This window comes from Streptomyces sp. WAC03905, assembly GCF_057371075.1.
The window spans coordinates 6,990,707-7,004,856 of the sequence record NZ_JBXYDZ010000003.1 but is presented as its reverse complement, the minus strand read 5'-3'; the positions used below and the strand labels follow the sequence as shown (position 1 = coordinate 7,004,856).

Sequence of the window (14,150 nt, the reverse complement as noted above, 5' to 3'; positions counted from 1 at the left end):
GGGAGGTCGGGGACCGTGACTGACCCGCTCGCCAACCGGCTGGGCCCCTTGCCGTCCCGCGCGACACCGATGTCCTCTCCACCCGGATCCTCGTCCGCCAGCCTGGCCGACATCCTCGAACGCGTCCTGGACAAGGGCATCGTCATCGCCGGTGACATCCGCATCAACCTCCTCGACATCGAGCTGCTCACCATCAAGCTGCGGATCCTCATCGCCTCGGTGGACAAGGCCAAGGAGATGGGCATCGACTGGTGGGAGTACGACCCGTCCCTCTCCTCCCGCCACGGCGGTGATCCCCTGGCGGAGGAGAACCGCCGTCTGCGGGCCGAGGTGGAGGCACTGCGGCGGGAGCGCCTGGGCACCGCAGAGCCCGGCGCGGCCGACGTCGACGGGCGGACGGGCGGCCCGGCCCGGGCGCAGGAACGCCCGGCGCGCGGCGCCCCCGAGTGGAAGAGGCCCGCCCCATGAACGGGGAGCCGACCAGGGAACCGACCCTCACCTACGTGTACGCCGTCGCCGTACCCACGCCGGAACTCGGCCGGATCCTGGCCGCCTTGCGGGGCGTGGGCGGTGCCGCGCTGTCCCTCCTGCCGCCCCCCGACGACGCCGGTCCGGCGGCTCCCGCGTTCGTCACCAGCCAGGTCCCCCACGGCGATTGGCGCGAAGAGGCCCTCCGCTCGCACTTCGAGGACCTCGACTGGCTGGAGGACACCGCCCGGGCCCACCACCACGTCATTCAGGCCCTCCATGACGGGACCACGGTCCTGCCCCTGCGGATGGCGACGCTCTACCAGGACGAGGACCGGGCGCTGGCGGCGCTGCGCGAGCAGGGACCCGCCCTCGCCGACCGGCTGGCCCTCCTGGCCCAGCACGCCGAGTACGGCGTCAAGGTCTACGTACGCCTGGACGCGGGCGCGCCCGGGCCGCAGTCAGCGCCCGCCGGACCCTCCCCCGCCCCCGGCAGCCCGGGCAAGGCGTACCTGCAGGCCCGCAGGAGGCAGCACCACGCCCGCGAGGACCGCTACCAGCAGGCCTCCCTGGCGGCGGAACGCATCGCCGCCGCGGCGGCCCCGTACGCCACCCACGCGGTGCGGCACCCGCCCCAGTCGGGCCCCCTCACCCGCGGCGGGGCGGGCGAGGACGGCGAGAACGTCCTCAACGACGCCTACCTCGTGCCCGAGGACCGGGCGGAAGCGTTCCGCCGGGCCGTTCGGCAGGCGGGCGAGGACCTGCCCGGCGTACGCGTCGACGTCACCGGCCCCTGGGCACCGTACTCCTTCGCCATGCCGGCCCCGCCGCCCCCGGGCACCGACCCTGCGGAGGACACTTCCGGGGGCACGTCCGGCGGGGCGACATGACGCTCACCCCGCGCGACGAATCCCTGCCGGGCCGGCAGGTCGCCCTCGTCGACCTCCTCGACCGGCTGCTGGCCGGCGGCGTCGTGATCACCGGTGACGTCGTCCTGTCCATCGCCGACATCGACCTGGTACGGATCTCCCTGCGCGCCCTGATCACCTCGGTGTCCGGCGGCTCCGCCCCTGCGCCCCCGAGCGGCGGCGAACGGCCGTGACCGGCGACGACCGCGCGCCGCGGCCCCCCACTGCGGACCTCAGCGCCGTCGGCGACACGATGGCGAACGCCTTCCGGCTCCTTCAGGCACCCCCCGACACGCCCGGAAGCGGCCCTCCCCGGCCGGCCCGCCGCCTGCACACCGACCCCGACACCGTCGGCGAGGACCTCCTCAAACTCGTCCTGACACTCGTCGAGCTGCTGCGCCAGCTCATCGAACGCCAGGCCCTGCGCCGGGTCGACGCGGGCGACCTCACCGACGAGCAGGAGGAGGAGCTCGGGGCCACGCTCCTCGCCCTCCACGACCGCATGACCGAGCTGTGCGAGGAACACGGCTACGCCCTGGAAGACCTCAATCTCGATCTGGGCCCCCTGGGGCCCCTGCTTCCGCCCTCCTGAACGAGGAAAACGGCTCGCCCTCACGAGGAGGAGGAGCCGTTGCGTTCCTCGGTGCCGCCCGTCAATGGGCGGCGCGGCGGAACAACCGGTAGATGATCAGGAGGATGAGGGATCCGACGATGGCGGCGATCCAGGTCGACAGCTCGAAGAATCCGTCGATGGAGTCGACGCCGAAGATCACCTTGCCCAGCCATCCCCCGAGCAGGCCGCCCGCGATGCCGATCAATATGGTGACGATGATGCCGCCCGGGTCCTTACCGGGCATCAGCATCTTCGCGATGATGCCCGCGAGCAGACCGAGCAGGATCCACGCAATGATGCCCATGCTTCCTTCTCGCTTTCAGAATCCTCCACATGGCGATCAGCGCAGGGTGTCCTTGCCCTTCTCCTTGACGCTCCGCGCCTTGCCCCGGGCCTCCAGAGCCGCCCCCTTGGCGGCCAGGGTTTCCTTTCCCATCGCGTGGGCCGCTTTGCGCACGGCCTTTCCCGCGATCTGTTCCATCTCGGCCTTTGCCTTCTCGCCCACACCCATGGCGTTCCCTTCACATTCCATCTGCTACACATATGTCCGGATATATGGCTCCAAAACACATGCGCGTGCCCTGCGAGCCGGTCCGCCGGGGCGGGTCGCCGCATAGAGTTGCGGGGTGCAGCTCTACACCATCGGCGAGGCCGCCCAACTCCTCCGCGTCAGCACCGACACCGCCCGCCGCTGGGCCGATGCCGGGCGCTTCCCGACCCGGCGGGACGGCACGCGGCGGATGGTGGCGGGCGAGGACCTGGCCGCCTTCTGCGTGGAGGTCGCGCGGGAGCCCGCCGAGGACGACGGCGAGATCGCGACGTCCGTGCGCAACGCCCTGCCCGGGATCGTGACCGCGGTGACGATCGGCGAGGTCGCCGCCCAGGTCGAGATCCAGGCGGGCCCCCACCGGGTGGTCTCCCTGCTGACGCGCGAGGCGGTCGAGGAACTCGGACTCGCGGTCGGCGTGCGGGCCGTGGCCCGGGTGAAGTCCACCAGCGTCCACATCGACGTCGACTGAACCGCCCGCCCTCAGACCCGGTCGGGGCGGAGCTCTATGTGGTCGGGCGCCAGGTCCACCGCCACGCGGTGTTCCATGCCCAGCGCCTCCAGGAACTTCGGAGGGAGCTGGACGCGTCCCGAGCGGTCGAGGACGACGTACTCGCGCTCGCTGATCGACTCCTCGCCGTGCTCGTCGGTGACGAGGCGGCGCAGTACCTCGCTGCTGGTGCGGCCGTCGCGGATCGCGACCGTCCGGCGGACCTCGCCCGCCACCATGGGGTCGTGCGTCACGATGACCACCGTCACGCCGAGTTCCTTGTTGACCGTGCGGAAGGCCTCGAAAACGGCCGCGGCCGTCTCCGAGTCGAGTTCGCCGGTGGGTTCGTCGGCCAGCAGGACCCTGGGGTCGTTGGCCATCGCCACCGCGATCGCGACGCGCTGCTGCTGGCCGCCGGACAGTTCCGCCGGACGGCGGTGCGCCAGGTCGCCGATCCCGAGGGCGTCCAGGATCTCCGCCACCCGGGCCGAGCGGCGCGCGCCGGCGCCGCGCCGCGGACCGTCCCCCCTCAACTGCATCGGCAGGGCGACGTTCTGCGCCGCCGTCAGGAACGGCAGCAGGTTGCGGGCCGTCTGCTGGAAGACGAAGCCGACCGCTTCGCGCCGGTAGCGCAGCCGGTCCCGGGCCGTCAGTTCCAGCAGGTCGTAGCCGGCGACCGCCGCACTGCCCGCCGTCGGGACGTCCAGGCCCGCGAGGATGTTCAGGAGGGTGGACTTGCCGCTGCCGGAGGCGCCGACGAGGGCCACCAGGTCACCCCGCTCGACGGTCAGCTCCAGGCCCTGGAGGGCCTGCACCTCGATGCCGTCCGTGCTGAAGATCCGGACCAGGCGGTCGCAGACGATCGCGGCGTCCTCCGCCCGGGTGCGGGGCTCCGCCGCGGCCGTGGCCCGGCGGCGCAGTTCCTCGTACGTCGGCTGGTCGCTGTTCAACGCTGGTCTCCCGCTCTCAACTCGGTGGTGATCTGCCGTCGTCCGGATGTCGCCGCCTCGACGAGTACGGCCGCGGCGACCAGGGCGGCCAGGCCCAGGGCCTGGGTCAGCACCGGCCCCGCCGTGAGCCGTACGCCGGTCGGCACGCTCGCGCCGACCAGCGTGGACAGGTCCATCGCCGGGCCCAGCAGCGCCACCGCGGCGGCCGCCACCAGGGCCCCGCCCAGCGCCGCGGCCAGGGTCTGCGGCAGGGTCTCGGCGAGGATCAGCGCGACGCCCTGCCGGCGGCGCAGCCCCATCGTGCGCAGCCGGGCCAGCAGTGCCGCGCGTTCGGGGACGCTGCGCATCAGCGTCAGCAGTACGGCCAGCAGCGCGAAGCCGGCCGCCCCGGCCACGGAAGCCCAGAAGAGTCGCTCGGCGGACCGCTGCAGCGGGTCGGAGCCCAGTGCGGCGACCGCGTCGGCGCTGGTGCGCACCGGGTACACCTCGTCGGCCGGCTGGGTCCCGGCGGCCGGGGCCGCGGACTCGGCAGTCGCCGGCGCGGAGGCCGGTGCCGACGGGGAGGCGGAGGCCGAAGGGGAGGCCGGTGCCGACGGGGAGGCGGACGGCGCGGTGGACTCCGCCGGGAGGGCGGAGCGGACCAGCGCCCGCAGCCGGTCCCCGTCGACGGCTCCGAGGCCGAACCAGCGGTTCGGGCGGTCGGCGCCGCCGATGAGGGCCGCCGCGCGGTCCGCCGGCAGGACGACGGTCGCGGCATCGGCGGCCGGGACCGCCGGGGTGCAGTCGATCACCGCGGCGCCCCGGACCCGTACCTCGCCGCCGTTGCCGGGCTGGACGGTGAAGGGGCCCGAGCCGCCCAGCCTCGCCAGGCCCGAGCTGAACAGCGCCGGCACCGGGGCGTCCGCGGGCTCCCCGCCGTTCGTGGCGAGCAGGGCGGGGTCGAAGGGTCCGCAGCCGAGGACGCGGGACAGTTCCGCGTACGCCCGCGGCTCGACGACGATCAGGTTGACCTGGCTGGAGCGCTGGACGGTGCCGACGAGGGCGGAGTCGTGGTCGATCCACAGCGGCACCGAGGTCCGTACGCCCGGCAGTTCGCCCGCGGCCTTCGCGAGGCCCTGCGGGAGTTCCGCCTTGCCGAAGGCGGAGATCGACGCGTCGCCGCCGACGGTCAGCCGGGCGACACCGAGCCGGTTGGCCTCCACGGACTGCAGGACGGCGGCTCCGAACCCTCCGGTGGTGATGGCGAGCAGCAGGGCGACCATCGGCAGGACGGAGGGGCCCGCGCGGCCCGCGTCGCGGACTCCGGAGCCGCGCGCGGCGCGGGCCAGTCCGAGGAAGCCGACCAGTCCGGAGCGGCGGCCGGCCGCCCGGGCGAACCACCCGGTCACCACCGGCTGGATCCTGGCCAGCAGCAGCGCCCCGCACAGGGCGAGCAGCAGCGGGGCCACGACGAGCAGCGGGTCGGGGTCGCTGCCGGCCGGGGCGACCCCGCGGCGGCGGACCTCCAGCACGGCGGCGGCCGTGGCGGCGAGGACGAGCAGCTCGGCCACGGGCCGCCGCCAGCGCCCGGCGGGGCGCGGCGGGGTCAGCAGCACGGCGGCCCGTACGGGGAAGGCCAGCAGCGCGAGCACCGCGACCGTCGCGGCGGAGGCGAGCGCGGGGGCGAACCGCGGTGTGGGCAGCAGCAGTACGGCGAGCGCGGTGGCGGCCGCCGCGGCGGGGAGGACCGTGACGGCGCCTTCCCGCAGGAGGCGGCCGGCGATGGCGGAGCGGGAGCCGCCGCGGGCCAGCAGCAGCCGCAGTTCGGCGTCGCGCCGGTCCGCGGCGAGCGCCCCGGCGAGGCAGAGGACGACGAAGGCGACCCCGCCGACCCCGGCGGGGCCGATCAGGGCGAGGGGTGCGGCCGCCTGTCGGCGGTCGTGGGCCTGCTCGAACAGTTCGGGCAGCCACGAGGTGGTCCGTATCCGCTCGCGGCGGGTGTCGAAGGCGAGGGCGGAGGCGGTGGGGCCGGCGACGTAGGAGGCGATCTCCTCTGTCGTGGCGTCCAGCCGGTCGGCGCGCAGCCGGGTGACGTCCACCGGGAGGCGCCAGAAATCCTCGGCGTTGTGGCCCCAGAGGTCCATCCGGTCGAGGTCTCCGGCGCCGATCAGGGCGTCGGCCTCCCACAGGTAGCTCTCCCCGACGGTCTGCTTGCAGGCGCGCGGGAGGCAGTCCAGGTTCACCCAGAAGTCCTCGGTCGCGTCCGTGACCGCGAAGAGGCCCACGACCTCCACGGACGGCGTGCCCTCCACGAGGGGGGTGCTCCTGAGGACGGACCCGACGCGGGCGCCGATGGTCTCGGCGGACTGCCGCGACAGGGCGACCTGCAGCGGCGGCTCGTACGCGGCTCCCCCGGCGGGGCGGGGGTCGCCGCTCGGCCAGCGCCCCTCCACCAGCTTCACGTGTTCCCGCGCCTGCTGGATGTAGAGCAGGGACATCTTGGGCGGGAGGCCGTGCGGGCGGGACAGCTCCGGGTTCATCAGCGGCTGCCGCTTCGTGGTCCGCGTACCGTGCACGACCTTGCCGGTGTCGACGTGGAAGGTGTTGCCGGTGCGGGCGAGCAGGCTCTTCAGCGTGTGGTCGAGGGCCTGGGCACTCTGCCCGGACGCCGGGGCCGGCGCGGTCACCTGGAGGCTGGTGCGCTCCCGGCCGGCGTCGTGCAGGAAGGCCCGGAGGGCCTGGTCGGCGCCCCGGTCCTGGGCCCTGGGCAGGGCGGCGGCGAGCAGTACGGCGACGAAGGCCAGGGCGGCGGCGAGCAGGGTGCCGAGCGGGGCCGCGCGGAGCCGGGTCCGTACCCACGGCGCGGGCCGCGGAGCGGGCCTGGGCGCCGCGGACGGCGGCGGGGTGGACGGCGGCGGGGTGGACGGCGGCGGGGTGGTCACATCTCCTCCACGGGGCGCAGCCGGGCGGCGATGTCGCGGCCCCGGGGGCCGCTGAAGACGGCCGACAGCAGGGGAACGGCGGCGATGGCGGCGGCCGTCAGCAGGATCTGCCAGGAGGACAGGTCCACCTGTACGGGCGGGAAGGGGCGGCCGGCGGAGGGGGTCAGCACGACCAGGGGCGCCATCAGGTGGACGAGGGCGACGCCGAGGCCGGTGCCGACGGCGGTACCGATGACGATGAGCACCCCGCCCTCGGCGGCGGCGGCCAGGGCCAGTGAACGGCGCGGCGTGCCGAGCGCGAGCAGGACGGAGAACTCCCGGCCGCGCACCCGGCGTTCGGCGGCCGTGGAGGTCGCGAAGCCGATGGCGGCGAGGACCGCGCAGGCGACGGCGAGTGCGGCCAGCGCGCTCTGCGGGCCGGCGCTCAGCGGGTCGTCGAGCAGGCGGTCGGTGATCTCCTCGCGGAGCTGGACCCGCTCGGTCCTGACGCCCGCGCGCAGTTCGGCGGCCGCGCGCGCCGGTACCGGGTCGGCGGCCGAGGCGGCGGGCAGCCACCACTCGGTGGGCGCGGGGGGCTGCCGTCCGGCGGACTCTACGAGGAAGCGGCCGAGCGCGCGCAGGTCGGTGGCGATCGCCGTGCGTCCGACGACGGGGAGGGCGTCCACGGAGGCGGTGATCCGCAGGGGAACGGTCGTCCCGTCGATCGGGACGGGGACGGTGTCCCCGACGGAGGCGCCCACGGTCCGCAGGTAGTGGGTGGTGGCGACGGCGGGGACCGCGGCGGCGGCGGGCGCGGCGGGGGCGGGGAACAGCACGGTGGTGACGCCCTTCTGGGTGCCGAACCCGCCCCAGTAGCGCAGCCGCGCCAGGTCGGTGGAGCCGGCCGGGACCGGGGACGTTTCGGGAGCCCGCTGGACGCGCTGTTCCTGCGGGGGCGAGGAGCGCCAGCCGTCCGGGCCGGCCGGGCCGGGCGCGGGGACGGCTGCCGCGGCTCCGTCCACGGTGTCGGAGACGCCGATCCGGCGCAGGGTCAGCTCGCTGCCGTCGCCCGGGGGACCGCCGTCTCCGGCGTACGACAGGCGCAGGCCCGCCAGGGTCAGCGGCGCGGCGGCCGAGCCGATGGGCGCGCCGGTCAGGGTGTCCAGCGGGAAGGCGAGGGTGGCGTCGCCGCTGCTGGGCAGGGTCACGGACTGCGTGCCGTGCACCGCCCCGAACCGGTCGCGCAGCAGGACGCTCACGGCTGCCCAGTCGGTGGCGGTGGTCCGTACCGTCACGTCGAGGTCGATCCGGCGGGGCGAGCCGGGCAGTGCGACACCGGGGGCCCGCGCGCCGGTGTCGGTGAGCGGGGTGAACAGGTCGCGCAGGTCGCGGCCGCCCCGCAGGTCGGCGCGGAGCGGTATCCGCTCGGCCGCTTCGGCGGCGTCGAGGGCGAGGACGTCGGCGACGGTCCCGCCGGGCAGTTGCTGCTCGCGGCGGGCCACCGGGTTGAGGTGCTCGCCGCCCGGCAGGGCCCCGTAGCGGCCGCCCTGGCCCATCGCGCTCATGCTGCTCGCGGAGATCCGCAGGCCGCCGGCGGTCGCGAAGTCGGCCTGGTCGCGCTGGGACGCGGACCAGGCTGCGTCCTGGCCGAGGGCCAGGATCCCGCTGGAGACGGCGAGTACGAGGAGCAGCACGGGCCCGGTGGCGCGCCCGGGGCGCCGGGCGAGCTGCCAGCCGAACAGGGCGGGGGCGAGGCTCTGGCCGCGGGCGGCCAGCCGTCCCCCGGCGCGCGCCGCGAAGGGCAGCAGGCGCAGGACGAGCAGGGTGCCTCCGCACAGGGCGAGGGCGGGTGCGGCGACGAGGACGGGGTCGACGCCGAGTGCGCCGCCGGTGGCGGACGGCGGGGCGTCCGCACTCCCGTACTGCGACAGCTGCTGGTAGCCGAGGACGGCGAGGGCCACGACGGCCAGGTCCAGGCCGGAGCGGGCGGCTCCGGTGACCACGGCCTGCCGGCTGCCCACGCGGCGCAGCACGGCGGCCGACGCTCCGCGCAGGACGGAGGGCAGGGTCGTCAGCAGGACGCAGGCCAGGGCGGAGCCGGCCGCGACGGGCCAGACCAGCCAGGTGTCCGGGATCTCCAGGCGGACCCGTTCGAGCGGTCCGAACCGGCTGAAGAGGCGCAGCAGGGGCGGGGTCAGCAGGGGTGCCAGGACGGCTGCGGGCAGGGCCAGGAGCAGGGCTTCGGCGGCGCTCAGGGCGCCGAGCCGCCTGCGCGAGGCGCCGCGCGCGGTGAGCAGGACGCGCTCCGGCTCCTGGCGGACCGTCACGATGTGGGAGACGAGGAGCAGGGCGGCCGTGGACAGGACGGTGAGCTGGAGCGCGCCCATCATCAGGGTCGAGCGGGCGACGCGCAGGCCGGAGTCCAGCTCGGTGAGGACCTTCGGCAGCTCGGTGGCGGCCCGTAGGGAAGCGGTGTGTTCGAGGTCGGCCACGGCGGGGTCGGTCGCGGCGCGGAGGGCCTCGGCCTCGGTCGAGCGCAGGGTGCGCAGGTCCGGGGTGAGGAGGGTGAGGCGGTAGTTCTGCAGGAGGGCGCCGGTGGTGAAGGCGCTGTCGTCCACGAGCAGCGGACCGTAGGTGGCCAGGGTGCTGGACTGGACCTCGCGGCCGCCGAGCGGGTCGAGCCGCCAGTAGCCGGCGTCCGGGTCGGCGGCCCGGTACACGCCGGTGACCAGCACGGTCAGCGGGGGCCCGCCGAACCGGTCGTCGAGCCGGACGGGTGCGGGCAGTGCGGACTCGGCGAGGCCGAGGCGGGCGAGCGCGGCGCGCGGCACGGCGACCTGGGTCGGCGCCGGGGCCGCGCCCGCGGCGGGGGCCCGGACCGGCCCGGGCCACTGGCCGGCGGTCAGCTGTACGTGTTCCCTGGCAAGGGCGGCGAGCAGGGTCAGGTCGGCGTCCTGGCCGGACGTGGCGGCGCCGGGGAGGCCGTACGAGCGGCTGCGGGCGACGCTCTCGGTGGCCACGGGGAGCCGCCCGAACACCCGGTCCGCGAAGGCCCGGACGGAGGCGTCGTCCCTGGCGCGGTCGCCGGCGGGACGGCCGCTGGTGACGACGACGGTGGTCCGGGGTTGTTCCGGGCCCGTCAGGGCGCGCCGCAGCCCCTCCTCGCCCACGCCACGGGTGAATGCCGTCAGCGCGGTCAGAGCGGTCGCGGTGATCAGTACGGTGAGCAGCACGGCGACGGCGAGCGGCCAACGCCCGCGCAGCCGGCGCACGACGAAGCCGAGCACGTGGTGAGTTCCTCCCCCATCCGGACCCCAGGTACCGGATAGCGGACGATGTTGTCAGATTCGAGCCATGTACGGAAGGGGCTTGCGAGATGGGTGTGGCAGATGCGCAAATGCGATCAGAAAGCTGCAGCGACAGCGTGAGCAGGCCGGTCGAAGAGGAGCCGGGCGCTCCGCTCGGACGACCCAACGGGGGGCACAGGCGATGACGGACCACCAGGAAACAGCCACCGCCGCGACCATGGTGGAGCGGCGGGCCGACGGCACACCGATCGTGGTCGTCGATGACGTGCGCCACAGCTTCGGCAGCGGGGCGCAGGCCGTCCACGCCCTGCGCGGCGTCTCCTTCGAGGTCCGCCGGGGCGAACTGACCGCCCTCAAGGGCCGCTCCGGCTCCGGCAAGACGACCCTGCTGAACCTCGTCGGCGGCCTCGACACCCCGACCGGCGGCCGGATCAGCGTCGACGGCACCGACCTGGCCGGCCTCGGCGAGCCGGACCTGCTCGCCCTGCGCCGGGACCGCATCGGCTTCGTGTTCCAGTCCTTCGGCCTGATACCCGTGCTCACCGCCGCCGAGAACGTCGGCGTACCGATGCGGCTGCGCCGCGTCCCCGCCCGGGAGCGCGAGGAGCGCGCCCGGACCCTGCTTGCCCTGGTCGGCCTGGCGGACCACGCCGAGCAGCGCCCCGGCGAGCTGTCCGGCGGTCAGCAGCAGCGCGTGGCGGTGGCCCGCGCCCTGGCCAACGACCCCGACCTGATCATCGCGGACGAGCCGACGGGCCAGCTCGACTCGGAAACCGGCCGGTCGATCATGGAGCTGCTGCGCGCGGTGGTGCGCAGCGAGTCGGTCACCGTCCTCGTCGCCACCCACGACCCCAACCTGATCGAACTCGCCGACCGGGTCGTGGAACTGCGCGACGGCCGCATCGTCGAGACCGCCGAGGCCGTCGCCCCCGGGGAGGCGTGACGCGCGTCAGCCGGACGCCGCGGACGTCGAACGCCCGGTCAAGGGCGCGGACGTCCGGCCGGGTCCGGGGCCCGCGCCCCGGCGAATCCTTTTCCCAGTACGACTGATCCCTCCGCACGAGTGGTCCTGCCTGCGGCTCGTGGTCCGACGTCGGGCGGCACCCCTATAAACGGGGTGCTCCCCCTCCTCCACGCTCCGACTGATGGGTCGTCGTATCATGCTGAAGGCCGCTCTGCGGGTCCTCGCCGCCTCCTTCCTCCTCACCGTCGTCGTCACCCCGGCCGCCACGGCCGCGCCGGCGGCGGCCGTCGACGACACCACCGCGCCCTGTGGGCCGGTCGTCGAGTACCGGGCCGCGGACTGGTGGCGCACCACGACCGTCGAGCACATCGCTCCCGTGGTCGCCGCCACCGCCTCGGCCGAGCGCTGGCAGTGGCGCGAGGACGTCAACACCCTGTGGCGCGGGGACACGAGGGAGAACGTCGAGGAGATCTTCCGTACCGGCTTCACCCCGCGCGGCGACCAGCTGCTCCCCCTCGCCGAGTACATCGTCAAGGGCGGCGGTCAGCTCAGTGCCCACCTCAGCACGAGCTGCGACCAGTCGGTGGCCAAGCGGTTCGCGACCTACGGCACGGAGAAGACCGGCTGGGTGTACGAGATCTACGCACCCGGCGGCATCGACGTCAACGCGACGGCCCGCGTGAACAACTACCAGTCGCCGTACCTGTGGAACAAGGAGATCGACTTCCCCGGCGGCGTCCGGGGCCACTTCATCAAGGGCGCGTGCAAGTACCGGCTGACGGGCACCGACCCCGTCACCAACGACAAGACCTGGGAGCAGCTCGGCTGCAAGGACAACACCGGTTTCGCCCCCTACCGGACCGCGCCGGCCGCCGCTGCCGCGCACTGAGCGGCCCGTCGGCACCATCGCGGCCCCGCCGCCGGGATCAGGCAGGGGTGAGCAGGCAGAACTCGTTGCCCTCCGGGTCGGCCAGCACCGTCCAATGGATCGCGGACTGGTCGATGCCGGGGTCGGTGGCGCCCAGGGCCCGCAGCCGGGCCGCCTCCGCCTCCAGGTCGTCCCCGGGGTAGGGGCGGACGTCGAGGTGGACCCGGTTCCACACGCTCTTGGTGTCGGGGGTGCGGACGAACTCCAGGTAGGGGCCGACCCCTTGGGCGGACCGCAGGGTGGCCTGGTCGTCGGTGGCGCCGTGCACCGTCCAGTCGGTCGCCCGGCCCCAGAAGCGGGCCATCTCGCGCGGGTCCGCGCAGTCGACCACCACGGCGGCGATCGGCCCGGTGTCCCGGTAGACCGGACGGGGTTCCAGGACGCAGAACTCGTTGCCCTCCGGGTCGGCCATGACCGTCCAGGGCACGTCGCCCTGACCCACGTCGGCGAGGGTCGCACCGAGGTCCTTCAAGCGTGCGACCAGGTCCGCCTGATGGGCGGTCGAGGTGGTCGCCAGGTCGAGGTGCACCCGGTTCTTCACCGTCTTGGGTTCCGGACGGGCGATGAGGTCGATGACCACGGCCGTGGGGTCGGGGTAGGAGAAGCCCACGGGTTCCAGGTTGGTCACGCCGGGACCCTCGCTGTCGAGACCCCAGCCGAGCGCCTCCGCCCAGAACCGGCCGAGCGCGGAGTCGTCCTGCGCCTTCATGTTGATCTGCACGAGTCGTGTCGCCATGCCCCCGATCCTAGGTGCCCCCTGAATCACCTCGGGCGCTCGGATCGCCAGGTGTCCGGCTTGCTCGACAGCCTCGCCTTCTGGCGCAGGACGGTCCGGCCCAGGGCGTCGTGCTCGTACCGGATTCCACCCGCGTTTGCGATACGGGTTCCCGTACAACTGCGGGAGCCCCGTGCCGCCGCTCCCGGGTGGTGATCGGGCCAGGTGGCCGCGATCTGGTTGCCCACGGCCTCGTACGCGTACTGCTCTGGTAGGAGTGGGACGCTGAGGACAGGCTGACCGGGGTGGTGACCCGGACGGCACGATCTGGCGGTATGTCTACGACGCGCCGTCCTGCCGGATTGCCAAGCACCGCTGGCCACAAACGGTTCAGTGGCCGAGGAAACGGTCTTCACCTGGGACGGCTCCACCCTGTGCGAGCAGACCAGTACCCCGGTCACGGTGACGTGGACTCACGTCGGTGTGCACCCGCTGACGCAGACCGAGACCAACGGTGTCGACGAACGTTTCTTCGCGATCGTCACGGACCTGATCAGCACACCGAAGGAACTCGCCGGTTGGGCCTCAAGCCGTACGACATCCCGTGGTCGAGCGGCAATGTCTCCCGCGCGGTGCGGGACATCGACAACGGGCAGACCTCGATATACGTGAAATCGAGAGCAACCGAAACGCCGAAGGCTTCGATGGCAAGGGGACGCGCCAGTACTTCGGCGACAAGACCGGTACGTAGCAGCGGGACGACAAACTCGGAGAGGACGGCCGCGTTCTGGGGCACGGTGCTAATAATCGGGACGGGGACTTTCCCCCTCCAAGTCCACACTTTCCCGAATCTCAGCACAGTGGCGAAATCAGCTGAGTATTCTGGGGAGAGAGGTAAAGAGATGCGCATGCAGGCGGCCGGCGCGACGACTATCCGCTGTAGCGGTGTACCGGCGGCAGCGCCCGCTACACCGGTCCCTGCAGATAGACCCGGGTGTGTGAGACCCGAGAAGCAGCGGCGGTGAAGGCCATTGAGCGGGTGCTGCTGCGCACCGAGACGTGAAGGGAGCCGGGTGCGTCGCCGCCGGTGATCTGGACTGAGCGTTCCGCCTCCGCCTGGATGCCGCACAGCTGGAGGTCTGCCACACCGGTGAACTCGATCCAGAAGCGCAGCGTGTTGTACGCCTTTTCCGCCCACTCCGGCTTCGGGTGCCGTGGAAGCTGCTGAGTCTCGAAGCCGAACGTCACCGAGGTGTCGCGCTCGTCGATGTGCAGGTAGAAGAAGTGGCAAGTGCTCAGATCAGGTACGGGCGTGCCGTACAACGTCTGCAGCTCCGGCCAATCGATTGAATCTGTCAT

15 protein-coding genes and 2 pseudogenes are annotated in these 14,150 nt (G+C 73.8%); 8 read left to right on the top strand and 9 right to left on the bottom strand.

The genetic code is table 11. The annotated features are described in order from the left end of the window. Positions 1-15 precede the first annotated feature (15 nt). From gvpJ to AC2RP6_RS34090, 4 genes are read left to right on the top strand one after another with little or no spacing between them, the layout of a single operon-like run. Positions 16-468 carry a gas vesicle protein GvpJ gene (gvpJ, locus tag AC2RP6_RS34105; RefSeq protein ID WP_486449687.1) on the top strand — a complete coding sequence of 151 codons (453 nt, stop codon included), beginning with the start codon at positions 16-18 and terminating at the stop codon, positions 466-468. Then, entirely contained in the window at positions 465-1,358 is an 894-nt protein-coding gene (locus AC2RP6_RS34100; RefSeq protein ID WP_486449686.1) for a GvpL/GvpF family gas vesicle protein, read from the top strand. The genes gvpJ and AC2RP6_RS34100 overlap by 4 nt, the downstream gene beginning before the upstream one ends. Then, a complete protein-coding gene (locus AC2RP6_RS34095; RefSeq protein ID WP_486449685.1) occupies positions 1,355-1,570 on the top strand; it encodes a gas vesicle protein in 216 nt (71 codons plus the stop codon). The genes AC2RP6_RS34100 and AC2RP6_RS34095 overlap by 4 nt, the downstream gene beginning before the upstream one ends. After that, positions 1,567-1,968 (top strand): gas vesicle protein K, encoded by a 402-nt coding sequence (locus AC2RP6_RS34090; protein ID WP_486449684.1) that lies wholly within the window; start codon positions 1,567-1,569, stop codon positions 1,966-1,968. The genes AC2RP6_RS34095 and AC2RP6_RS34090 overlap by 4 nt, the downstream gene beginning before the upstream one ends. A gap of 61 nt (positions 1,969-2,029) precedes the next feature. Here AC2RP6_RS34090 and AC2RP6_RS34085 read toward each other — a convergent pair whose 3' ends face one another. Continuing rightward, the gene (locus tag AC2RP6_RS34085) at positions 2,030-2,293 is read right to left on the bottom strand and encodes a GlsB/YeaQ/YmgE family stress response membrane protein (RefSeq protein ID WP_486449683.1); all 264 of its coding nucleotides are present in this window, start codon (positions 2,291-2,293) and stop codon (positions 2,030-2,032) included. Between the two features lie 36 nt (positions 2,294-2,329). Continuing rightward, positions 2,330-2,494, bottom strand: coding sequence for a hypothetical protein (locus tag AC2RP6_RS34080; protein ID WP_486450593.1), 165 nt, complete (start codon positions 2,492-2,494; stop codon positions 2,330-2,332). Positions 2,495-2,615: 121 nt separating this feature from the next. On the opposite strand from AC2RP6_RS34080, the gene AC2RP6_RS34075 reads away from it, so the two are divergent. Next, on the top strand, positions 2,616-3,008 hold the full coding sequence (locus AC2RP6_RS34075) for a TOBE domain-containing protein (RefSeq protein ID WP_486449682.1): 393 nt from the start codon (positions 2,616-2,618) through the stop codon (positions 3,006-3,008). A gap of 11 nt (positions 3,009-3,019) precedes the next feature. Here the strand turns inward: AC2RP6_RS34075 and AC2RP6_RS34070 are convergent, their stop codons facing one another. From AC2RP6_RS34070 to AC2RP6_RS34060, 3 genes are read right to left on the bottom strand one after another with little or no spacing between them, the layout of a single operon-like run. Beyond that, the gene (locus tag AC2RP6_RS34070; protein ID WP_486449681.1) at positions 3,020-3,976 is read right to left on the bottom strand and encodes an ABC transporter ATP-binding protein; all 957 of its coding nucleotides are present in this window, start codon (positions 3,974-3,976) and stop codon (positions 3,020-3,022) included. Then, positions 3,973-6,897, bottom strand: a complete 2,925-nt coding sequence (locus AC2RP6_RS34065; protein ID WP_486449680.1) for a hypothetical protein — start codon at positions 6,895-6,897, stop codon at positions 3,973-3,975. The genes AC2RP6_RS34070 and AC2RP6_RS34065 overlap by 4 nt, the downstream gene beginning before the upstream one ends. Next, positions 6,894-10,163 (bottom strand): FtsX-like permease family protein, encoded by a 3,270-nt coding sequence (locus AC2RP6_RS34060; RefSeq protein WP_486449679.1) that lies wholly within the window; start codon positions 10,161-10,163, stop codon positions 6,894-6,896. Before AC2RP6_RS34060 ends, AC2RP6_RS34065 begins: the two co-directional genes overlap by 4 nt. Before the next feature lie 238 nt (positions 10,164-10,401). Between AC2RP6_RS34060 and AC2RP6_RS34055 the strand changes: the two genes are divergently transcribed. Together AC2RP6_RS34055 and AC2RP6_RS34050 are read left to right on the top strand one after the other, a co-directional pair. Then, on the top strand, positions 10,402-11,127 hold the full coding sequence (locus tag AC2RP6_RS34055; RefSeq protein WP_486450546.1) for an ABC transporter ATP-binding protein: 726 nt from the start codon (positions 10,402-10,404) through the stop codon (positions 11,125-11,127). Positions 11,128-11,329: 202 nt separating this feature from the next. After that, the gene (locus tag AC2RP6_RS34050) at positions 11,330-12,037 is read left to right on the top strand and encodes a scabin-related ADP-ribosyltransferase (protein WP_486449678.1); all 708 of its coding nucleotides are present in this window, start codon (positions 11,330-11,332) and stop codon (positions 12,035-12,037) included. Positions 12,038-12,074: 37 nt separating this feature from the next. Here the strand turns inward: AC2RP6_RS34050 and AC2RP6_RS34045 are convergent, their stop codons facing one another. Together AC2RP6_RS34045 and AC2RP6_RS34040 are read right to left on the bottom strand one after the other, a co-directional pair. Beyond that, on the bottom strand, positions 12,075-12,812 hold the full coding sequence (locus AC2RP6_RS34045; RefSeq protein ID WP_486449677.1) for a VOC family protein: 738 nt from the start codon (positions 12,810-12,812) through the stop codon (positions 12,075-12,077). A gap of 38 nt (positions 12,813-12,850) precedes the next feature. After that, positions 12,851-13,060, bottom strand: a pseudogene (locus AC2RP6_RS34040) (hypothetical protein); the annotation flags it as partial. A 9-nt stretch (positions 13,061-13,069) separates the two neighbouring features. Here AC2RP6_RS34040 and AC2RP6_RS34035 point away from each other — a divergent pair. Beyond that, positions 13,070-13,382 (top strand): annotated as a pseudogene (locus AC2RP6_RS34035) (RHS repeat domain-containing protein); the annotation flags it as partial. Here AC2RP6_RS34035 and AC2RP6_RS34030 read toward each other — a convergent pair. Both AC2RP6_RS34030 and AC2RP6_RS34025 read right to left on the bottom strand, forming a co-directional pair. Then, positions 13,345-13,587 carry a hypothetical protein gene (locus AC2RP6_RS34030; RefSeq protein ID WP_486449676.1) on the bottom strand — a complete coding sequence of 81 codons (243 nt, stop codon included), beginning with the start codon at positions 13,585-13,587 and terminating at the stop codon, positions 13,345-13,347. The pseudogene AC2RP6_RS34035 and the gene AC2RP6_RS34030 sit on opposite strands and share 38 nt — an antisense overlap. 170 nt (positions 13,588-13,757) lie before the next feature. After that, complete coding sequence (locus AC2RP6_RS34025; RefSeq protein ID WP_486449675.1) at positions 13,758-14,150, bottom strand: Imm50 family immunity protein; 393 nt, start codon at positions 14,148-14,150, stop codon at positions 13,758-13,760.